We start from the raw sequence: 20981 nt of genomic DNA on the forward strand, positions 1-20981 counted from the left end.
AGCCCAGGGGAGCCGCAGTGAAAAGGCCCAAGCGACTGTTTATCAAAAACACAGGTCTCTGCGAAGCCGTAAGGCGAAGTATAGGGGCTGACACCTGCCCGGTGCTGGAAGGTTAAGGGGAGCGCTTAGCGCAAGCGAAGGTGCGAACCGAAGCCCCAGTAAACGGCGGCCGTAACTATAACGGTCCTAAGGTAGCGAAATTCCTTGTCGGGTAAGTTCCGACCCGCACGAAAGGTGTAACGACTTGGGCACTGTCTCAACGAGAGACCCGGTGAAATCATAGTACCTGTGAAGATGCAGGTTACCCGCGACAGGACGGAAAGACCCCGTGGAGCTTTACTGCAGCCTGATATTGAATGTTGGTGCGACATGTACAGCATAGGTGGGAGACTGAGAAGCCTGGACGCCAGTCTAGGTGGAGTCGCCGTTGGGATACCACCCTTGTCGTACTGAGATTCTAACCCGCACCCCTGATCGGGGTGGGAGACAGTGTCAGGTGGGCAGTTTGACTGGGGCGGTCGCCTCCCAAAGCGTAACGGAGGCGCCCAAAGGTTCCCTCAGAATGGTTGGAAATCATTCGAAGAGTGTAAAGGCAGAAGGGAGCTTGACTGCGAGACCTACAAGTCGAGCAGGGACGAAAGTCGGGCTTAGTGATCCGGTGGTTCCGAATGGAAGGGCCATCGCTCAACGGATAAAAGCTACCCCGGGGATAACAGGCTTATCTCCCCCAAGAGTCCACATCGACGGGGAGGTTTGGCACCTCGATGTCGGCTCATCGCATCCTGGGGCTGTAGTCGGTCCCAAGGGTTGGGCTGTTCGCCCATTAAAGCGGTACGCGAGCTGGGTTCAGAACGTCGTGAGACAGTTCGGTCCCTATCCGTCGCGGGCGTAGGAAATTTGAGAGGAGCTGTCCTTAGTACGAGAGGACCGGGATGGACGCACCGCTGGTGTACCAGTTGTCCCGCCAGGGGCACAGCTGGGTAGCTATGTGCGGAAGGGATAAGCGCTGAAAGCATCTAAGCGTGAAGCCCCCCTCAAGATGAGATTTCCCATCGCGTCAAGCGAGTAAGATCCCTTGAAGATGACAAGGTAGATAGGTCCGAGGTGGAAGCGTGGCGACACGTGTAGCTGACGGATACTAATCGATCGAGGACTTAACTAAGCACACAAGAAAAGCGAAGGTGACTGTTCTGTTATCTAGTTTTGAAGGAATTATCCTTCACGCCGAAAGAGGCGAAACGAAAAAGCATGTTTGCTCGGTGACGATGGCGGAGAGGTCACACCCGTTCCCATCCCGAACACGGAAGTTAAGCTCTCCAGCGCCGATGGTAGTTGGCGGGACACCGCCTGCAAGAGTAGGACGTTGCCGGGCGGACATGGTAAGTTAGAGGGCATCTCGACTTTGTTCTCTAACTTTTTTTGTCCATGTATTTGCGTTTAACGCTTTTACAATCCTCTCCCCCATAGTGAAGAGCTAACCAGCATTGGTTAGCTCATTTTTTATTTAATTTCTACTTTTCTCTTTATATGATCAGGAATAAGGCGATGAAGCTGAATAAAAAGCAACCCATTCTCGTATACAGCTTCCACTTTTTCACCTACAGGAAAAGGAAGTTGTATTACTCGTTCAAACGGTCCTTGTGTAATTCCTTCCTCAATTAATTCAAATCCTTCAAAATGTAATTGAACATTTGCTTTGATCTCCAATGTATTGTAATGAATATATACTTCTGCATCATGTACATTCTCTAAACCGGGGATGGCAACGACAACAAGCAACTCATGATCACGACGATACATATTGATGCCAGATGAATGAGAAGAAAAGGTATTTGATGCATTCCAAAAAGGATTAGAAAAAAATGCTTCCCATTGTTTTGTCCAGTCCACTGTTTTCCTCCTCTCTCTTTTTCTTTTACTATACGATGAAATGGATCAAAGGGTGAACTTTAAGTAAAATCCGAACATTAAATATTAAGTTTATAAAAATGTTCGATTTTATGTTGACATGATGGAAAAATGACTGGTAAGATGAAAGTAAGTGAATACATGATTGAACCCTCATATAATTTTGGGAATATGGCCCAAAAGTCTCTACCCAATAACCGTAAATTATTGGACTATGAGGGAAAGGATCTTATTGGCTTTTTTCACCCTAGGGGCGAAATATGTCCAGAACGATGCTTTCCCTTATGATCGAGGGACGTCGTTCTGGATTTTTTTCTGAATGATAAAAAGAGGTGAGTGTAAATGCAGCCACTTGTCGCTGTCATTATGGGAAGTCAATCGGACTGGGAAACGATGCGTCATGCGTGTGATATATTAGAAGAATTGCATATTCCATTTGAGAAAAAAGTTGTTTCAGCCCATCGTACACCAGATTTTATGTTTACATATGCTGAATCGGCTGAAGAGCGAGGAATTAAAGTCATTATTGCTGGAGCGGGAGGAGCTGCGCATTTACCGGGAATGGTAGCAGCAAAAACAACATTACCGGTTATCGGTGTACCAATTATGTCTAAGACATTGAACGGTCTTGATTCATTGCTTTCTATTGTCCAGATGCCAGGTGGAGTACCGGTAGCAACGGTAGCGATCGGAAAAGCAGGAGCCATAAATGCGGCATTGCTTGCTGCATCGATACTCGGTACGTATGAACCAACATATATGGAGGCATTACGGGCACGTCGTGAAACGATTCGAAAACAAGTGATGGAAAGTAGTGATCAGCTTGACTAAAATGATTGTTCCGGGGCAAACGATTGGCATTATTGGCGGAGGACAACTAGGAAGAATGATGGCGATCGCTGCGAAAGAGATGGGGTTTTTCGTTGCTGTACTCGATCCTACCCCACACTCTCCATGTGCTCAAGTCGCTGACATTGAAATTGTTGCTTCATATAGCGATGAACGAGCATTATGTCAGCTAGCTGAAGTAAGTGATGTCATCACCTATGAATTTGAAAATATTGATGCGGATGCATTGAATCGATTAGCAGAGAGAGGATATGTGCCTCAAGGAAGCGAGCTTCTTGCGATTACACAACATCGTTGGAAAGAAAAGAGAGCCGTTCAGTCTGCTGGCTTACCTGTTGCGCCTTATCGTCTTGTATTCAAAGAAGAGGAACTAGAGGAAGCGATTCGAGAGATAGGCATTCCATCTGTATTGAAAACGTGCCGTGGTGGATATGATGGAAAAGGGCAAGTTGTCATTCGTTGTTTAGATGATGTGCATAAAGCTCGTTCACTTTTAGCCAACGGTGAGTGTGTGTTAGAAGCATGGGTTCCTTTTGTAAAAGAATTATCCATCATCGTTGTACGCAATGTTTCTGGTGATATGGCGTTGTTTCCTGTCGTTGAAAACATTCATCGCGACAACATTTTACATGAAACGATTGCGCCGGCTCAGGTGAGTGAACGCATTATCGAACAAGCTGAAACATATGCGAAACAGTTAGCAGAAGCGTTCCAACTTGTAGGGACGTTAGCGATTGAAATGTTTTTGACTAAAAACGGACAATTGTATGTGAATGAACTTGCCCCTAGACCGCACAACTCAGGTCATTATACAATAAACGGTTGTATCACATCGCAATTTCAACAACATATTCGCGCCATTTGCGATTGGCCGCTTGGCAGTACGAAATTGTTAAAACCGGCAATGATGGTCAATGTGTTAGGAGAACATGTGGGTGCTGTGATTCGCAACATCGCTCAATTGGGTGAGGCACACGTTCATTTTTATGGCAAAAAAGAAGCAAAGCCGAAGCGGAAAATGGGACATATCACATGGTTGGTTGACGATGTCGATGCGATGCAACGAAAAATAGACGAATTTTCCATTTGGACAGATCGGAGGATGAACGTATGATTGAACGTTACACAAGACCTGAAATGGGCGCCATTTGGACGGAAGAAAACCGTTTTCGTGCTTGGTTGGAAGTCGAAATTTTAGCATGTGAAGCATGGGCGGAGTTAGGTGTCATTCCAAAAGAAGATGTGGAAAAAATCCGCCAACATGCGTCTTTTGACATCGACCGCATAAAACAAATCGAAGAAGAGACACGCCATGATGTTGTTGCCTTTACGCGTGCGGTATCAGAAACGCTAGGAGAAGAACGAAAATGGGTACATTACGGCCTTACGTCTACGGATGTGGTTGATACAGCATTATCATACTTATTAAAACAAGCAAATGAAATTTTATTGCGTGACTTAGAGAACTTTATTGCTGTATTAAAAGAAAAAGCGATTGAACATAAATATACGGTCATGATGGGGCGGACACACGGTGTTCATGCTGAGCCAACGACATTTGGATTAAAATTGGCGCTTTGGTATGCCGAAATGGAGCGAAATTTAGAACGTTTCAAGCAAGCAGCCGAAACGGTACGCGTTGGAAAAATTTCTGGTGCTGTTGGTACGTATGCCAATATCGATCCGTTTGTTGAGCAGTACGTATGTGAAAAACTTGGCTTACAGCCTGCGCCTATTTCGACGCAAACGTTACAGCGTGATCGTCATGCCCACTATATGGCGACGCTCGCTTTAATTGCCACATCGATTGAAAAATTTGCTGTTGAAATTCGAGGATTGCAAAAAAGTGAAACGCGTGAAGTGGAAGAATTTTTCGCTAGAGGACAAAAAGGTTCATCAGCGATGCCACATAAACGCAATCCGATCGGTTCAGAAAATATGACAGGAATGGCTCGCGTTATTCGCGGTTATATGTTAACGGCGTACGAAAATGTACCACTTTGGCATGAGCGTGACATTTCGCATTCGTCAGCGGAGCGCATTATTTTACCGGATGCAACGATTGCTTTAGACTACATGCTAAACCGCTTTACAAATATCGTGAAAAACTTGACCGTATTCCCTGAAAACATGAAGAAAAATATGGATCGCACGCTCGGACTTATTTATTCTCAGCGCGTGTTGCTAGCGCTTATTGACACAGGTATGACGCGCGAGGAAGCGTATGATCTTGTACAACCAAAGGCGATGGAAGCATGGGAAAAACAAGTGCCGTTCCGCTCGTTAATTGAAGCAGACGAAGTGATTACAAGTCGTTTAACGAAGGATCAAATCGCAGATTGCTTCGATTATAACTATCATTTAAAACATGTTGATACGATTTTTAGCCGACTTGGCTTATAGTAGGTAAGGCATTTGCCTTGCCTACAGACTAAAAGTTCCTAATATTCTGTATAAATGGGGGAGAAAATATGGAAAAGCAATACCTTCTATACGAAGGAAAGGCGAAAAAAGTGTATGCAACGAATGAGAAGCATGTATTATGGATCGAGTATAAAGATGAGGCAACAGCATTTAACGGCGAAAAAAAAGCAACGATTGTTGGCAAAGGAAGACTAAATAACGAGATTACAAGTTTACTATTTTCCTTGTTGCATGAGGCAGGTGTAAGCAATCATTTTATTCGCAAAATATCTGATACTGAACAGCTTGTGCGACGAGTGACGATCATCCCCCTCGAAGTTGTTGTCCGCAATATTGTCGCCGGTAGTTTAGCAAAACGCATCGGTTTAGAGGAAGGAACCGTGATGAAAAAACCGATTGTAGAATTTTACTATAAAAACGACGACTTAGGCGATCCCCTATTAACGGAAGATCATATCGCTTTGTTACAGCTCGCCACTCATGATGAGCTTTTGCACATGAAACAGATGGCGTTACGCATTAACGACATTTTAACTTCTTTATTTCGTTCATGTGACTTACAGCTCGTTGACTTCAAATTAGAGTTTGGAAAAGATGAAACGGGAGCGGTATTGTTGGCGGATGAAATTTCCCCAGATACGTGTCGATTATGGGATGTACACACGAAAGAAAAATTTGATAAAGATGTATTTCGTCGTGATTTAGGCGACTTAACAGAAACATATACGAAACTTTTACAACGATTAGGAGGATTATCATGTACAAAGTAAAAGTGTATGTCACATTGCGTGAAAATGTATTAGATCCACAAGGCAATGCGGTAAAAGGAGCATTGCATAGCTTAAACTATCGTGAAGTGCAAGATGTACGGATCGGGAAGTTTATGGAGTTACTCGTCGAAAAAAGTGATCGTAACATCGATGCAGTTGTGAAAGAGATGTGTGAAAAGTTACTTGCGAATACCGTCATTGAAGATTATCGCTACGAGATTGAGGAGGTTGTCGTTCAGTGAAATTTGCAGTCGTTGTATTTCCGGGCTCCAATTGTGATGTCGATATGTATCATGCCATTTCAGATGAACTAGGGGAGGAAGTTGAATACGTTTGGCATGATGTGGATAGCTTAGATGATTTTGATGCCATTCTTTTGCCGGGCGGCTTTTCGTATGGGGATTATTTACGCTCTGGAGCGATTGCACGCTTTTCTAACGTGATGAAGGCGATCAAAAAAGCAGCCGATGAAGGCAAGCCGATTTTAGGTGTATGTAACGGATTTCAAATTTTACTTGAAGCAGGACTTCTCCCAGGTGCGATGCGACGCAACAATACGTTAACGTTTATTTGCCGTCCGGTAAAGCTTCGTGTCGAAAATAACGAAACGATGTTTACATCGCAATACGAGCAAGGAGAAGTGATTACAATCCCCATTGCGCACGGAGAAGGAAACTATTATTGTGATGAACAAACGTTACAACAGCTTATCGCTAATAACCAAATTGTTTTTCGGTATGAGGGAGAAAATCCAAACGGCAGTTTATTCAACATTGCGGGCATCGTGAATGAAAAGGGAAACGTGCTTGGTATGATGCCACACCCTGAGCGAGCTGTTCATGAGTTGCTTGGAGGGGCAGATGGTTTAAAACTGTTTCAATCAATTGTGACGTATTGGAGGGACGCACATGTCGTTACTACTTGAGCCAAGTCCAACAATGATTAAAGAACAGAAGATGTATCGTGACATGGGATTAACAGATGAAGAGTTTGCGATGATTGAGCGTATTCTTGGACGTTTGCCTAATTATACAGAAACGGGCATTTTTTCTGTCATGTGGTCAGAACATTGTAGCTATAAAAATTCGAAACCCGTATTAAAAAAGTTTCCGACTGAAGGGAAACATGTGCTCCAAGGACCAGGAGAAGGCGCTGGTATTGTCGATATTGGAGATGGATTAGCGGTAGCATTTAAAATTGAAAGCCATAACCATCCATCTGCGATTGAGCCGTATCAAGGGGCTGCCACAGGTGTTGGGGGAATTATTCGCGATGTCTTCTCGATGGGGGCAAGACCAATTGCGTTATTAAACTCGCTCCGCTTTGGCGAATTAACGTCACCGCGTGTGAAATATTTATTCGAGCGCGTTGTCGCAGGGATTGCGGGATATGGAAATTGTGTCGGTATTCCGACCGTTGGTGGTGAAGTGCAATTTGATGCGGCGTACGAAGGAAACCCGCTTGTCAATGCGATGTGCGTCGGGGTGATTCGACATGAAGATATTCAAAAAGGAATCGCATCAGGCGTTGGAAATACAGTTATGTATGTTGGCGCGAAAACGGGGCGTGACGGCATTCATGGGGCGACATTTGCATCGGAAGAATTAACGGAACAATCTGAACAAAAACGGCCAGCTGTGCAAGTCGGGGATCCATTTATGGAAAAATTGCTTCTTGAAGCGTGTTTGGAAGTCATTCATTGCGATGCACTCGTTGGTATGCAAGATATGGGGGCGGCCGGTTTAACAAGCTCGTCGGCGGAAATGGCAAGCAAAGCAGGTTCTGGCATTGAACTAAACTTAGATCTCGTTCCACAACGTGAAACAGGAATGACACCGTATGAAATGATGCTGTCTGAATCACAAGAACGCATGCTTCTCGTTGTGAAAAAAGGTCGCGAACAAGAAATCATGGATGTATTTTCAAAATATGGACTAGAGGCAAAAGCGATCGGGCGTGTCACAGATGACCATATGTTGCGTTTGTATCATCGCGGGGACGTAGTTGCCGAAATTCCAGTTGATGCGCTGGCGAAAGATGCTCCTGTTTATCATAAACCGTCGCAAGAACCGGCGTATTATCGTCAGTTTCAAGCGACGGAATATGTACCGAAAGTGGATAATTATGAAGAAGCGCTGCTTGCGTTGTTAAGCCAGCCGACGATTGCAAGTAAAGAATGGGTATATGAGCAATACGACTATATGGTGCGGACAAACACGGTTGTGGCTCCAGGATCTGACGCAGCTGTTTTACGCATTCGTGGCACAAATAAAGCGTTAGCGATGACAACGGATTGTAATTCTCGTTACGTATACTTAGATCCAGAAGTCGGTGGGAAAATTGCGATTGCAGAAGCAGCACGAAACATTGTTTGTTCTGGGGCTCAGCCACTTGCTGTCACCGATTGCTTAAATTTTGGTAATCCAGAGAAGCCTGAAATTTTTTGGCAACTTGAAAAAGCAGTAGAGGGAATGAGCGAAGCGTGCCGTATACTTGAAACGCCTGTCATTAGCGGAAATGTATCGCTTTATAATGAGACGAACGGTGAAGCCATTTATCCGACACCGATTGTCGGGATGGTTGGTATCGTTGAACATATTAGTCATATTACGACACAAGCATTTAAACAACCTGGCGACTTGATTTATGTCATTGGGGAAGCTAAGCAAGAATTTGGTGGGAGCGAGCTACAAAAATGGCTAACAGGTCGTATTTTCGGCAAAGCTCCAACGATTGATTTACATGTGGAAGCGAAACGACAACGCCAACTTCTCGCTGCCATTCGAGCTGGGGTTGTAGCGTCAGCACACGATGTATCAGAAGGGGGCTTAGCTGTTGCCCTTGCGGAATGTTTAATGAGCGCAAAAGGTTTAGGTGCACGTGTGGCGATCAGTGGCGACGTCGTTTCTGAACTGTTTAGTGAAACGCAATCCCGCTTTGTTGTTTCTGTGAAAAAAGAGGATCAGCAAACATTTGAACAACTTGTTCAAGCGGTACGTATCGGGGAAGTGACCAATGACGGAACGCTCCATGTGACAGCCGGGGGTACGTGCATTCTCCACGTTCCAGTAGAAACGATGCGAAATGTATGGAAAGGAGCTATTCCATGCTTGCTGAAATCAAAGGATTAAATGAAGAATGCGGAATTTTTGGCATTTGGGGACATGAAGAAGCAGCGACGTTGACATATTACGGACTGCATAGTTTACAACATCGTGGTCAAGAAGGAGCGGGAATCGTTGTCGGTGGAAATGGAACGCTCCAGTTTCATAAAGGACTTGGTTTAGTGACGGAAGTATTTGGTCGTGGGGAATTAGCGCAATTAACGGGCATGGCTGCGATCGGCCACGTCCGTTACTCTACTGCTGGTGGGGGCGGATATGCAAATGTTCAACCGCTTTTATTCCGTTCCCAAGGCGGTAGTTTGGCGCTTGCGCATAACGGAAATTTAGTGAATGCCGATGAATTGCGCTTCCGTTTAGAACAACAAGGGAGCATTTTTCAAACGACGTCTGATACCGAAGTGCTTGCTCATTTAATTAAGCGTAGTGATGAGCCGGTTTTAAAAGAGCGAATTAAAGAAGCGTTAACACATTTACGTGGCGCTTTTGCCTTTCTTATTTTAACGGAAACGGAAATGTATATTGCGCTTGATCCACATGGTTTTCGTCCTTTATCGCTTGGGCGCTTAGGTGAGGCGTACGTTGTGGCATCGGAAACGTGTGCGTTTGATGTCATTGGTGCGACATATGAGCGGGAAGTGGAGCCAGGAGAGCTCATTATGATTAATAAACAAGGGATTCGTTCCGAGCGTTTCGCCCCTAAAGTAGCTCGCTCCATTTGTAGTATGGAATATATTTATTTCGCTCGCCCGGACAGCAATGTGGACGGCATTAACATTCATACAGCGAGGAAAAATCTTGGCAAGCGGTTAGCATTTGAAGCACCTGTTGAAGCAGACGTTGTTACAGGTGTGCCGGATTCGAGTATTTCGGTAGCCATTGGTTATGCGGAGGCAACAGGCATTCCATATGAGTTAGGGTTAATTAAAAATCGGTATGTTGGACGGACGTTTATTCAGCCATCGCAGGCACTTCGTGAACAAGGTGTAAAAATGAAATTATCGCCTGTTCGTGGAGTTGTAGCTGGGAAGCGAGTTGTCATGGTTGATGATTCCATCGTACGTGGAACGACGAGCAAGCGTATCGTGCGCATGCTTCGTGAGGCAGGGGCGACCGAAGTGCACGTACGCATTAGCTCACCGCCGATTACGCATCCATGTTTTTATGGCATCGATACATCAACGAAAGAAGAGCTTATTGCGGCTAACCATACGATCGAACACATTCGACAGCTCATTGAAGCGGACTCTCTTGCTTTTTTAAGTCCAGAAGGGCTTTTGCAAGCGATTGGAAGACCAAACGATTCAGCAAACTGTGGGCAATGTTTAGCTTGTTTTACAGGACAATATCCGACGAAGATTGGAGGAGAGCATGTTGGCACATGTGTACAAACAAGCCGGTGTGAATATTGAAGCTGGATATGAAGCGGTAGAGCGGATGAAAAAACATGTCGCCAAAACTGCCCGAATCGGTGCACTTGGAAGCTTAGGTGGTTTTGGAGGAATGTTTGACCTCTCTTCGCTCGGGTATAAACAACCTGTCCTTGTATCTGGAACAGACGGTGTAGGGACGAAACTAATGCTTGCATTCGCCCTAGACCGGCACGATACGATCGGAATTGATTGCGTAGCGATGTGCGTAAACGATATTGTCGTACAAGGAGCAGAGCCGCTTTTTTTCCTTGATTACATCGCTTGCGGAAAAGCGGTGCCTGAAAAAATCGAACATATTGTAAAAGGAATTTCTGATGGCTGTGTCGAAGCAGGGTGTGCCCTCATCGGGGGGGAAACAGCGGAAATGCCGGGCATGTATCCCGAAGATGAATACGATGTAGCTGGGTTTGCCGTCGGAGTAGTGGAAAAAGAAAAACTTGTTACAGGAGATGCGATTGTTCCTGGTGATGTGCTGATCGGTTTAGCTTCAAGTGGCTTGCATAGCAACGGATATTCGCTCGTTAGAAAAATTATAAAAGATGCGAATTTGCAATTGGATCACGTATATGAACCATTTGCTCACACGCTTGGTGAAGAACTATTGACCCCTACACGCATTTATGTTCGAGCAGTACTTGAAGCGTTAAAACAATTCCATATCAAAGGGATGGCGCATATTACAGGAGGAGGTTTTATCGAAAACATTCCACGTATGTTGCCGAATGGATTGCAAGCCGAAATCGATTACGGTTCATGGCCGATTCCATCAATTTTTAACTTTTTACAACAATACGGACAGCTACAGCGAATCGATATGTTCAATATTTTTAATATGGGCATCGGGTTTGTATTAGCGGTTGATAGCCGTGTTGTGTCAGACGTTGTACAGTTGCTTGAAGCGTGTGGAGAAGAGGCGTACATTATCGGTCGTGTAAAAGAAGGAACGGGTGTATCATTTGCTGGAGGAAAAATCGAATGAAGCGGATAGCTATTTTTGCTTCAGGAAGCGGCACGAATTTTCAAGCGATTGTTGATGCCGTAAAAAAAGGAGATATTCAAGCCGAAGTGGCGCTTCTTGTATGTGATCGACCGCAAGCGAAAGTGATTGAACGAGCGATGCGTGAACACGTGCCGATATTTGTTTTTAACCCTAAACAATATGAAACGAAACAACAATTTGAACGTGAGATTTTACAACAACTACAACAAAAAGAAATCGACTTAGTTGTTCTTGCTGGTTATATGCGGCTTATCGGTCCAACGCTTTTACAGGCATATCCGAACAGAATTGTAAACATTCATCCCTCTCTTTTGCCGGCGTTTCCAGGAAAAGATGCGATTGGCCAAGCGTATCGCTACGGTGTGAAAGTGACAGGGGTTACAGTGCATTACGTTGATGAAGGAATGGATACGGGACCAATTATTGCGCAACGGGCACTATATATTGATGACGGAGAACTATTAGAAAGCGTTGAGCGCCGCATTCATGAAATTGAACATGTGTTGTATCCGCAAGTCATTCAACAATTGTTGACGGAGAAAGGGAGTACAAAGGATGAAAAAGCGAGCGATCATTAGCGTATCAAATAAAAAAGGAATTGTTACGTTTGCTAAACAACTAGTTGAGTTAGGTGTTGAAATTATTTCAACGGGCGGAACGAAACGCGTATTGGCGGAGCATGGCATTCCGGTCGTAAGCATTTCTGATGTGACAAACTTCCCAGAAATTTTAGACGGACGGGTAAAAACATTGCACCCAAATATTCACGGTGGACTGTTAGCTGTTCGAGATGATGAAACGCATAAAAAACAGTTGCAAGAGCATGCCATTACGCCGATCGATTTTGTTGTTGTCAATTTATATCCATTTCAAGAAACGATCGCAAATCCGAACGTAACGCTGATGGAAGCGATTGAACAGATCGATATTGGCGGACCGACGATGCTTAGGGCAGCAGCGAAAAATCACGCTTATGTGACAGCGGTTGTGGATCCAGCTGATTATCACTTAGTCATTGAACAACTGAAACAATACGATGAAGTGTTGCTTGAGACGAGACGGGCGTTAGCTGCAAAAGTATTTCGCCATACTGCAGCGTACGATGCGATGATTGCACAATATTTGACAAACGTCGTTGGAGAAACGTATCCGGAAACGATGACGATGACGTTTGTGAAAAAACAATCGTTACGATATGGTGAAAATCCACATCAAACGGCTGCATTTTACGAAAAACCGCTCAGTTCACCATTTTCTATTACAAAAGCGAAGCAATTACATGGAAAAGAACTGTCTTACAACAACATTAACGATGCCAATGCAGCTTTACAAATTGTAGGGGAATTCGCTGAACCAGCGGCGGTAGCGGTGAAACATATGAATCCGTGTGGAGTCGGCGTTGGCAAGACGATCGCTGAAGCGTTTCAAAAAGCTTACGAAGCCGACCCAACGTCCATTTTCGGTGGCATCGTGGCGCTTAATCGTGAAGTTGACGAACAAACGGCTGCGAAATTACATGACATTTTTTTAGAAATTGTTATCGCTCCGTCATTTACAGAACAAGCGCTAGAAATTTTAACGAGAAAGAAAAACATTCGTCTGTTAACGATCGATTTTGAAGCAGAAAGGAAAAAAGAACCATTTGTCGTATCGGTACGTGGGGGACTACTTGTTCAAGACGAAGACACGTATACAATTGATGATGCGACATTGCGAGTTGTTACAGAAAGAAAACCGACAGAAGAAGAATGGTCGAATTTAACGTTTGCTTGGCGTGTGGTGAAGCATGTCAAATCGAATGCGATTGTACTCGCGAAAAACGGGATGACGATAGGTGTCGGCGCTGGACAAATGAACCGTGTAGGTGCGGCAAACATCGCAATAGAACAAGCCGGCGATCGTGCGAAAGGTGCTGTACTAGCATCTGATGCGTTTTTCCCGATGAGCGATACCGTTGAGGCAGCTGCACAGGCGGGAGTGACTGCCATTATTCAACCGGGCGGTTCGATTCGCGATGAAGATTCTATTCAAAAAGCAAATGAATACGGTATTGCGATGATATTTACAGGAGTACGCCATTTTAAACATTAAAGGAGGCGACAAATGATGAAAGTGCTCATTATCGGGCGCGGTGGTCGCGAACATGCACTTGTATGGAAAGTAGCCCAAAGCCCGCTTGTCACTCGTGTATATGTGGCGCCAGGAAACGATGGGATGAATAGTATGGCTACGCGCGTTCCGATTGCGGAAACGGATGTTGAAACACTTGTGCAGTGGGCGAAAAAAGAAGCAATCGATTTGACGATCGTTGGTCCGGAAGCTCCGTTGTTAGCGGGTATTGTCGATCGTTTTGAAGATGGAGGATTGCGCATTTTCGGTCCAAAACAGCAAGCCGCGTTGATTGAAGGAAGCAAAGCGTTTGCAAAGGACATGATGAAAAAGTACAACATCCCGACGGCAAATTATGCGACGTTTACAAATTACGATGAAGCTGTTCAATATGTGCATGAACAAGGAACCCCGATTGTGATTAAAGCGGATGGACTTGCAGCGGGAAAAGGTGTCACGGTAGCAATGACGATCGACGAAGCGCTTCATGCGTTGCATGATATAATGGTCGCCAAAAAGTTCGGTGAAGCTGGTGCCCAAGTTGTCATTGAGCAATATTTACAGGGCGAAGAATTTTCCTTGATGACGTTTGTGCATGGAGAACGAGTGTATCCAATGGTTATCGCCCAAGATCATAAACGTGCATTCGATGGCGATCAAGGACCGAACACAGGAGGGATGGGCGCGTATTCCCCTGTTCCGCAAATTAGTGAACAAATAGTGCGTGAGGCGGTTGAAACAATTGTAAAACCGATCGCGAAGGCGCTGAAACAAGAAGGTTGTGCATTTACAGGATTTTTGTATGCCGGCTTAATTGCAACCGAACAAGGACCGAAAGTAATAGAGTTTAATGCACGATTTGGCGACCCGGAAGCACAAGTGATTTTACCGCGGTTACAAAATGATCTTGTTGAGGTCATTGTCTCGCTTTTGGAAGATCGACCGATCACGTTGCATTGGAGTGACGAAGCAACGATTGGGGTTGTGTTGGCGGCGAAAGGATATCCTGAACAATATGAAAAAGGTGCTGTTATTCGTGGTCTAGAACGTATAACGAGAGCACAAATTTTCCACGCTGGCACAAAACGTGTGGACGATGAGTGGGTAACAGATGGGGGACGAGTGCTCCTTGTTGTGGCGAGTGGGAACACGTTGAAAGAAGCACAACGTCTTGTGTATGAACAAATTCAGAACATTGACTGTGCCCAACTTTTTTATCGACGTGATATTGGCAATAAAGCTATCGCGCACGTCGCTTGCGAACGTATACAAAACTAAGGGCAACGATGCTGCCAATTAAAAGAATAAGAATAAAGAATGTATCTGTTATATATTCAGCAATCATACTTTCTCTCCTTTCCCCCCTTGTATGCATACAAGGGGGTTATTGTTACGAAGGGTTAACTGGCTCAATCGGAATCGCTTTCTCTTTCTCATTGTTGCTGTCACAATGGCATTGATATCGTTCAAACAAAGCCATCACAGGACAAAAACGAACGATACCTTCTGCGATTTTCATCGCAGCGAGCATCATGACCCAAATATACGATTCACGCCACGGTTTGCGAGAAAAATTGGCAGTTGCCCAAGCTAGCATCGTAAATCCGCATGTGATGCGAATCATCGCATTGATGATACCGATGTTTTGTTTCATATTCATCCTCCTTTTTGTTTGTGAAATTTGCTTTCATCCGTTAAAATGTGTATAGACGATGGTACGATTTAGGAGGAAAGCGATCATGATGGAAAAACGATATCGATGGAAAAACGAGCAAATTCGCCGACACGTTGCCGTTGTTGACGGAAAGCAAGCGCCAACAAAAGTGTTCATGAACGCAACGTATTTACATCCATACATACGTCAATGGGTACAAGGAAACGTTTGGGTTTGCGATGACCGAATTGTATATGTCGGTCCAAATAAACCGAAGCAACTCGATTCATGCGAAGTAGTGGACTGCTCGAATCAAGTGCTTGTTGCTGGCTATATGGAGCCACATGCTCATCCGTTTCAGTTATATAATCCCCATACGTTAGCGGAATATGCAGCACAGCACGGTACAACAACACTTATTAATGACAATCTATTCCTTTTTTTACAGTTAACAAAAAAGAAAGCGTTTTCTTTTTTGTCCGCTATGGAAAAACAACCGGTGACGATGTATTGGTGGTGCCGACTGGATCCACAGACAGAAATGAACGGAGAAGAGCATTTTTTTTCGTATAAAAACATGAAAAGTTGGCTGGAAAATGATGCGGTATTACAAGTTGGCGAATTGACTGGATGGCCAAAGCTGTTAGAAGGGGACGATTTCATTCTCCATTGGATACAGGAAGCGAAAAAGATTGGCAAAAAAGTGGAAGGTCATTTTCCGGGAGCTTCAGACCGAACGTTAACAAAAATGAAATTGTTTGGTGCTGATGCGGACCATGAAGCGATGACCGGAAGCGATGTGTATAAGCGTTTAATGCAAGGATATACCGTATCATTGCGTCATTCGTCCATTCGCCCTGATTTGCCGACGTTGCTTAAAGAAATGAGACAATGCGGCATTCATCATTACGATCATTGCATGTTTACGACAGATGGCTCAACACCTGCGTTTTATGAAAATGGAATGATCGACGAAATGATTCGCATTGCATTACAAGAAGGAGTAATCGATATTGATGCATATAGCATGGCCACATGGAACGTTGCTCGTTATTATAATATCGATCATTTGCACGGAAGCATTACGCCAGGACGCATTGCACACATTAACATTCTTGAACATGCTTCTAATCCGACTCCTATTTCTGTTTTAGCGAGTGGACAATGGGTCAAACGTGACGGTGTACCTGTCGCTGCTTTTCCAACAGTTAATTGGGATATACACGGTCTTTCGCCACTTTCGCTATCTTGGGACTTACAGATGGATGATTTACAGTTTTCGATGCCGTTAGGGATGTATATGGAAAACTCGGTCATTATTAAGCCATATTCGATTTCGATTGATACATCTGCTGATGAGCTATCAATGGATCATGATGAAAGCTTTTTAATGCTTATTGATCGCAGCGGAAAATGGCGTGTAAACACTATATTAAAAGGGTTTGCGACACATGTGCAAGCACTTGTTAGTTCGTATTCTAATACAGGGGACATTATTTTAATTGGGAAAAGTAAACGTGATTTGTTGTTTGCTTTTGAACGTATGAAACAAATCGGAGGCGGTATTGTCCTTTGCGAACACGGAGAAATCATTCATGAAATCCCGCTTCCTTTAGGCGGATTAATGTCGGCAAAACCGATGGAAGTGTTAATGGAAGAAGAAAAAACGCTCGGCGAACTGTTGCGAGCGCGCGGTTATGCGTTTGCGGATCCAATTTACACCTTGCTTTTTTTATCATCGACACATTTACCGTATATTCGCATTACACCGAAAGGAATTTACGATGTCATGCATAAAACAGTACTCTTTCCGACAATAATGCGTTAAAATATAAAAGGGAAGGAAATGAAAGGTTGGGTTCATGTTGCGGCGATTACTTTTTGGATTGATCATCATGACGGTGTTTATGTTCGGCACCGGATGTCAACGTCCACAATCAAATGTAGAAGAAAACGAGTCCCCACCAAAAACAGTTGAACAAGAAAATGGACAAAAAACAGAAGAAACAGCGTGGACATTTCCGTTAACAGGCATGCCAGCAAAAGAAAAAGCGATGCAACGTGCGGTTGCGGTGATGATTAATAACTATCCTGCCGCTCGACCACAGTCGGGGTTACATAAGGCAGACATCGTGTATGAAGTGCTTGCTGAAGGAGATATTACAAGGCTGTTAGCGATTTATCAAAGTGAACAGCCTGCTATTATCGGCCCTGTTCGAAGCGCAAGAGATTATTTTATTCAATTAAGCAACGGCTTTCATGCGCTATATGTATGTCACGGTTGGAGTCCGGAGGCACAAACGTTATTAAAGTCTGGTGCTGCAGATTACGTAAATGGCTTATTTTATGACGGAACGTTATTTTGGCGAGATCTTTCACGAAAAGCACCACACAATTCATATATTTCTTTTGAAAATATTAAAAAAGGGGCTGAAAAAAACGGCTATGCTTTCGAAGAAGAAGTCAAACCGCTACCTTTTTTTACAAACGACTTGACGAATGCTGTAAAAGCAACGAATATTGATGTGGTGTACTCTAAACGATCGTATGCTCACGTTCATTATGCATATGACGGAACGAAATATGTTCGTTCGAGTGGCGATGAGCTGACGGTAGATCGGGAGACGAATGCACCGATTGCGGTAGACAATGTGTTTGTGATTGAGGCGACACATCGAATTATTGATGACTATGGTCGGAGAGATATTGACTTTACATCAGGCGGAAAAGGATATTTATTCCAGAAAGGGACAGTACAGGAAGTGGAGTGGAAAAATGTTGAGGGGCGCCTTCTCCCTTACAAAAGCGGTGTTCCACTCGGATTTGTTCCAGGGAAAACATGGATTCAAGTCGTTCCAAATCTCGAACAAGTACAATATGAATAGGGGGACGTATATGCAAATTAATAAATTGCGAGGCAGAGAGCTTGACCAATTATTTCGAGCGATTTTGTCATTAAAAGATTTAGAAGAATGTTATCGTTTTTTCGATGACTTATGTACGGTTAATGAAATACAAGCGCTTGCGCAACGTTTGGAAGTAGCGCGCATGTTGCGTGAAGGATATACGTATCATAAAATTGAGACAGAAACAGGGGCAAGCACAGCGACGATTTCACGCGTAAAGCGCTGCTTAAACTATGGAAATGATGCGTATGCGATGGCACTTGACCGCATTTATAACGAACAACAGGAAGAGGCTGGCTCACAGTGAGTCAGCTTCTTTTTACGATGTTTTGGTATGATTTTTGTTATAATGAGATGAGGTGAAAAAACATGAATGAGATGACAACATGGCGACATGTGTTTAAATTAGATCCGAACAAAGCCATTACTGACGAACAGTTAGAACAAGTATGTGAATCAGGTACCGATGCGATTATCGTCGGTGGAACAGACGGTGTAACGCTTGAAAACGTTATTGACTTACTTGCACGTGTGCGTCGTTTTTCCGTTCCTTGTGCGCTAGAAGTATCAAATATCGAGGCAGTCACACCTGGATTTGACTATTATTTCATTCCCATGGTGCTCAATAGCCGCGATCTTACTTGGTTAATTGATTTACATCACGAAGCGATCAAACAGTTTGGTGATTTAATTAATTGGGAAGAACTGTTTGTTGAAGGGTATTGTATTTTAAATGACGAATGTAAAGCGGCATCATTGACGAATGCACGAACGAATATAACAGAAGAAGATGTCATTGCATATGCTCGAATGGCAGAACATATGTATCGTTTTCCGATTTTTTATATAGAATATAGCGGACGGTACGGAGATGTGACACTTGTAGAAAAAGTGAAACGGACGCTAGAACGCACCCGTTTGTTTTATGGTGGTGGCATTCATACACCTGAACAAGCGAAAGAGATGGCGATGTGGGCGGATACAGTTGTTGTTGGCAACGCTATTTATACAAATTTACAAATGGCATTACAAACAGTTGAAGCGGTAAAAGGAAAATCAACATAAATGGAGAATAAAAAAGAGAACATATGTTTTGGTGGTGGAAAAAATGAGTATGTCGGCACATATGCTGTTGGATGGATTAAATGAAAAGCAAAAAGAAGCGGTAAAAACGACAGAAGGACCGCTTCTAATCATGGCGGGAGCAGGAAGTGGAAAAACGCGCGTGTTAACGCATCGCATCGCTTATTTAATGGCGGAAAAAGACGTTGCTCCGTGGAATATTTTGGCGATTACATTCACAAACAAGGCGGCACGTGAAATGAAAGAACGCGTAGAACGCATCGTTGGAAAGCAGGCAGAAGATATATGGATTTCTACGTTTCACTCGATGTGCGTCCGCATTTTGCGACGTGACATTGATCGAATCGGGATTCATGCGAACTTTTCCATTTTGGATCCAACCGATCAATTGTCTGTGTTAAAACATATTTTGAAAGATCGCAATATTGATCCAAAAAAATATGATCCACGTGCGCTTTTAGGTACAATTAGCAGCGCGAAAAACGAATTGATGACGCCAGAAAAATATGCCGATCAAGCAGCAAATCCATACGAAAAGCTTGTAGCAGAAGTATATAAAGAATATCAAAAGCGATTGTTGCGCAATCATGCGCTTGATTTCGATGATTTAATTATGACGACGATCCAATTATTCCAACGCGTTCCGGAAGTGTTGGAATATTATCAACGAAAGTTTCAATACATTCATGTCGATGAGTATCAAGATACGAACCGCTCGCAATATTTGCTTGTGAACATGCTTGCTAAGAGATTTCAAAACTTATGTGTCGTTGGAGATTCTGATCAGTCCATTTATCGTTGGCGCGGTGCTGATATTAGCAATATTTTATCGTTTGAAAAAGACTATCCGAATGCGAAAGTGATTTTGCTTGAACAAAATTACCGCTCAACGAAACGGATTTTACAAGCAGCCAATGCGGTCATTGAGCATAATACACAACGAAAACCGAAAAAGCTTTGGACAGAAAATAGTGAAGGACATGCGCTTGTGTATTACGAAGCGATGACGGAAGTCGATGAAGCACAATTTGTCGTTGGAAAAATTAAAGAATATGTTGATGCCGGAAAACGAACGTATAAAGATTTTGCCGTTTTATATCGAACGAATGCGCAATCACGCGTGCTTGAAGAAATGTTATTGAAGGCGAACATTCCATATAAAATTGTTGGCGGTTTAAAATTCTATGATCGAAAAGAAATTAAAGACATTTTAGCGTATTTACGCTTAATTGCGAATCCGAATGATGACATTAGCTTAACTCGTATTATTAACGTTCCAAAGCGCGGTATTGGTGCATCGACAATTGATAAAATTGCAGCATATGCTTCTAGTCAAGGGATATCGATGTTTGATGCGCTTGGTTCCATTGAAGAAATGGGGATTAGCGCTCGCATCGCTGCACCGCTCGTACAATTTCGCGAACAAATTCATCATTGGAGCCAAATGCAACACTATTTATCTGTAACCGAGCTTGTTGAAGATGTACTCGATCGTTCAGGTTACCGCGATATGCTTCGCGAAGAAAAAACGTTAGAAGCACATAGCCGACTAGAGAACATCGATGAGTTTTTATCAGTGACTCAACATTTTGAACAAGTAAATGAAGATAAGTCGCTCGTTGCCTTTTTGACAGACTTGGCGCTTGTAGCAGATATCGACCAGCTTGATAATAATAGCGAAGGACAAACAAATGATGCGGTCGTTTTAATGACGCTCCATTCA

20 protein-coding genes, 2 rRNA genes and 1 riboswitch are annotated in these 20981 nt (G+C 43.7%); of the genes, 19 read left to right on the plus strand and 3 right to left on the minus strand.

The features are described 5' to 3' along the window. A 23S ribosomal RNA gene (locus tag LD028_RS00345) occupies positions 1-1162 on the plus strand; the annotation flags it as partial. A 93-nt stretch (positions 1163-1255) separates the two neighbouring features. Continuing rightward, positions 1256-1372, plus strand: a 5S ribosomal RNA gene (gene rrf, locus LD028_RS00350). 128 nt (positions 1373-1500) lie between these two features. On the opposite strand, the gene LD028_RS00355 is transcribed toward rrf, so the two are convergent. Continuing rightward, complete coding sequence (locus tag LD028_RS00355) at positions 1501-1890, minus strand: Hsp20/alpha crystallin family protein (protein WP_006323577.1); 390 nt, start codon at positions 1888-1890, stop codon at positions 1501-1503. A 151-nt stretch (positions 1891-2041) separates the two neighbouring features. After that, positions 2042-2143: riboswitch (purine riboswitch) on the plus strand. A gap of 107 nt (positions 2144-2250) precedes the next feature. Between LD028_RS00355 and purE the strand changes: the two genes are divergently transcribed. From purE to purD, 12 genes are all read left to right on the plus strand, one after another. Next, positions 2251-2739, plus strand: coding sequence for a 5-(carboxyamino)imidazole ribonucleotide mutase (gene purE / locus LD028_RS00360; RefSeq protein ID WP_006323579.1), 489 nt, complete (start codon positions 2251-2253; stop codon positions 2737-2739). Further along, entirely contained in the window at positions 2723-3871 is a 1149-nt protein-coding gene (purK, locus tag LD028_RS00365; RefSeq protein WP_237810529.1) for a 5-(carboxyamino)imidazole ribonucleotide synthase, read from the plus strand. Before purE ends, purK begins: the two co-directional genes overlap by 17 nt. Further along, positions 3868-5160 (plus strand): adenylosuccinate lyase, encoded by a 1293-nt coding sequence (gene purB / locus LD028_RS00370; RefSeq protein WP_237810530.1) that lies wholly within the window; start codon positions 3868-3870, stop codon positions 5158-5160. Before purK ends, purB begins: the two co-directional genes overlap by 4 nt. Positions 5161-5228: 68 nt before the next feature. Beyond that, positions 5229-5951 (plus strand): phosphoribosylaminoimidazolesuccinocarboxamide synthase, encoded by a 723-nt coding sequence (gene purC, locus LD028_RS00375; protein ID WP_237810531.1) that lies wholly within the window; start codon positions 5229-5231, stop codon positions 5949-5951. Further along, complete coding sequence (purS, locus tag LD028_RS00380; protein WP_006323591.1) at positions 5939-6193, plus strand: phosphoribosylformylglycinamidine synthase subunit PurS; 255 nt, start codon at positions 5939-5941, stop codon at positions 6191-6193. Before purC ends, purS begins: the two co-directional genes overlap by 13 nt. Further along, positions 6190-6876 (plus strand): phosphoribosylformylglycinamidine synthase subunit PurQ, encoded by a 687-nt coding sequence (purQ, locus tag LD028_RS00385; protein WP_237810532.1) that lies wholly within the window; start codon positions 6190-6192, stop codon positions 6874-6876. The genes purS and purQ overlap by 4 nt, the downstream gene beginning before the upstream one ends. After that, complete coding sequence (purL, locus tag LD028_RS00390; RefSeq protein WP_237810534.1) at positions 6860-9082, plus strand: phosphoribosylformylglycinamidine synthase subunit PurL; 2223 nt, start codon at positions 6860-6862, stop codon at positions 9080-9082. The genes purQ and purL overlap by 17 nt, the downstream gene beginning before the upstream one ends. After that, entirely contained in the window at positions 9058-10485 is a 1428-nt protein-coding gene (gene purF / locus LD028_RS00395; RefSeq protein WP_237810535.1) for an amidophosphoribosyltransferase, read from the plus strand. The genes purL and purF overlap by 25 nt, the downstream gene beginning before the upstream one ends. Beyond that, entirely contained in the window at positions 10448-11485 is a 1038-nt protein-coding gene (gene purM / locus LD028_RS00400) for a phosphoribosylformylglycinamidine cyclo-ligase (RefSeq protein ID WP_237810536.1), read from the plus strand. Before purF ends, purM begins: the two co-directional genes overlap by 38 nt. Then, entirely contained in the window at positions 11482-12084 is a 603-nt protein-coding gene (gene purN / locus LD028_RS00405; protein ID WP_237810537.1) for a phosphoribosylglycinamide formyltransferase, read from the plus strand. The genes purM and purN overlap by 4 nt, the downstream gene beginning before the upstream one ends. Then, positions 12062-13597 (plus strand): bifunctional phosphoribosylaminoimidazolecarboxamide formyltransferase/IMP cyclohydrolase, encoded by a 1536-nt coding sequence (gene purH, locus LD028_RS00410; RefSeq protein WP_237810538.1) that lies wholly within the window; start codon positions 12062-12064, stop codon positions 13595-13597. Before purN ends, purH begins: the two co-directional genes overlap by 23 nt. Positions 13598-13612: 15 nt before the next feature. After that, positions 13613-14893, plus strand: coding sequence for a phosphoribosylamine--glycine ligase (purD, locus tag LD028_RS00415; protein ID WP_237810543.1), 1281 nt, complete (start codon positions 13613-13615; stop codon positions 14891-14893). Here the strand turns inward: purD and LD028_RS18090 are convergent. Beyond that, positions 14856-14990 (minus strand): EYxxD motif small membrane protein, encoded by a 135-nt coding sequence (locus tag LD028_RS18090; protein ID WP_329401973.1) that lies wholly within the window; start codon positions 14988-14990, stop codon positions 14856-14858. The two genes, purD and LD028_RS18090, sit on opposite strands and share 38 nt — an antisense overlap. 15 nt (positions 14991-15005) lie before the next feature. After that, positions 15006-15269, minus strand: a complete 264-nt coding sequence (locus LD028_RS00420) for a YgaP family membrane protein (RefSeq protein ID WP_049753973.1) — start codon at positions 15267-15269, stop codon at positions 15006-15008. 85 nt (positions 15270-15354) lie between these two features. On the opposite strand from LD028_RS00420, the gene LD028_RS00425 reads away from it, so the two are divergent. The 5 genes from LD028_RS00425 to pcrA all read left to right on the plus strand — a co-directional run. After that, complete coding sequence (locus LD028_RS00425) at positions 15355-17097, plus strand: adenine deaminase C-terminal domain-containing protein (RefSeq protein ID WP_237810539.1); 1743 nt, start codon at positions 15355-15357, stop codon at positions 17095-17097. 34 nt (positions 17098-17131) lie between these two features. Further along, positions 17132-18154 (plus strand): DUF3048 domain-containing protein, encoded by a 1023-nt coding sequence (locus tag LD028_RS00430; RefSeq protein WP_237810540.1) that lies wholly within the window; start codon positions 17132-17134, stop codon positions 18152-18154. Positions 18155-18164: 10 nt separating this feature from the next. Beyond that, positions 18165-18482, plus strand: a complete 318-nt coding sequence (locus LD028_RS00435) for a YerC/YecD family TrpR-related protein (protein ID WP_006323616.1) — start codon at positions 18165-18167, stop codon at positions 18480-18482. A 62-nt stretch (positions 18483-18544) separates the two neighbouring features. After that, on the plus strand, positions 18545-19240 hold the full coding sequence (gene pcrB, locus LD028_RS00440) for a heptaprenylglyceryl phosphate synthase (protein WP_237810541.1): 696 nt from the start codon (positions 18545-18547) through the stop codon (positions 19238-19240). 43 nt (positions 19241-19283) lie between these two features. After that, a partial coding sequence (pcrA, locus tag LD028_RS00445; protein ID WP_237810542.1) for a DNA helicase PcrA occupies positions 19284-20981 on the plus strand: 1698 nt, incomplete at its 3' end.

The sequence above is a fragment of the Anoxybacillus sp. LAT27 genome (assembly GCF_022030075.1).
In the GTDB taxonomy this organism is placed as follows: Bacteria; Bacillota; Bacilli; order Bacillales; family Anoxybacillaceae; genus Anoxybacillus; species Anoxybacillus kestanbolensis.

What these genes read in the sequence shown, in the direction of transcription:
- purB (WP_237810530.1), top strand. Translation starts at nt 3,868, where the DNA reads ATGATTGAACGTTACACAAGACCTGAAATGGGCGCCATTTGGACGGAA.
- LD028_RS00425 (WP_237810539.1), top strand. Translation starts at nt 15,355, where the DNA reads ATGATGGAAAAACGATATCGATGGAAAAACGAGCAAATTCGCCGACAC.
- LD028_RS00430 (WP_237810540.1), top strand. Translation starts at nt 17,132, where the DNA reads ATGTTGCGGCGATTACTTTTTGGATTGATCATCATGACGGTGTTTATG.
- pcrB (WP_237810541.1), top strand. Translation starts at nt 18,545, where the DNA reads ATGAATGAGATGACAACATGGCGACATGTGTTTAAATTAGATCCGAAC.
- purC (WP_237810531.1), top strand. Translation starts at nt 5,229, where the DNA reads ATGGAAAAGCAATACCTTCTATACGAAGGAAAGGCGAAAAAAGTGTAT.
- purF (WP_237810535.1), top strand. Translation starts at nt 9,058, where the DNA reads ATGCTTGCTGAAATCAAAGGATTAAATGAAGAATGCGGAATTTTTGGC.
- purE (WP_006323579.1), top strand. Translation starts at nt 2,251, where the DNA reads ATGCAGCCACTTGTCGCTGTCATTATGGGAAGTCAATCGGACTGGGAA.
- purL (WP_237810534.1), top strand. Translation starts at nt 6,860, where the DNA reads ATGTCGTTACTACTTGAGCCAAGTCCAACAATGATTAAAGAACAGAAG.
- LD028_RS18090 (WP_329401973.1), bottom strand. Translation starts at nt 14,990, where the DNA reads ATGCATACAAGGGGGGAAAGGAGAGAAAGTATGATTGCTGAATATATA.
- purH (WP_237810538.1), top strand. Translation starts at nt 12,062, where the DNA reads ATGAAAAAGCGAGCGATCATTAGCGTATCAAATAAAAAAGGAATTGTT.
- LD028_RS00420 (WP_049753973.1), bottom strand. Translation starts at nt 15,269, where the DNA reads ATGAAACAAAACATCGGTATCATCAATGCGATGATTCGCATCACATGC.
- LD028_RS00435 (WP_006323616.1), top strand. Translation starts at nt 18,165, where the DNA reads ATGCAAATTAATAAATTGCGAGGCAGAGAGCTTGACCAATTATTTCGA.
- purS (WP_006323591.1), top strand. Translation starts at nt 5,939, where the DNA reads ATGTACAAAGTAAAAGTGTATGTCACATTGCGTGAAAATGTATTAGAT.
- purN (WP_237810537.1), top strand. Translation starts at nt 11,482, where the DNA reads ATGAAGCGGATAGCTATTTTTGCTTCAGGAAGCGGCACGAATTTTCAA.
- purD (WP_237810543.1), top strand. Translation starts at nt 13,613, where the DNA reads ATGAAAGTGCTCATTATCGGGCGCGGTGGTCGCGAACATGCACTTGTA.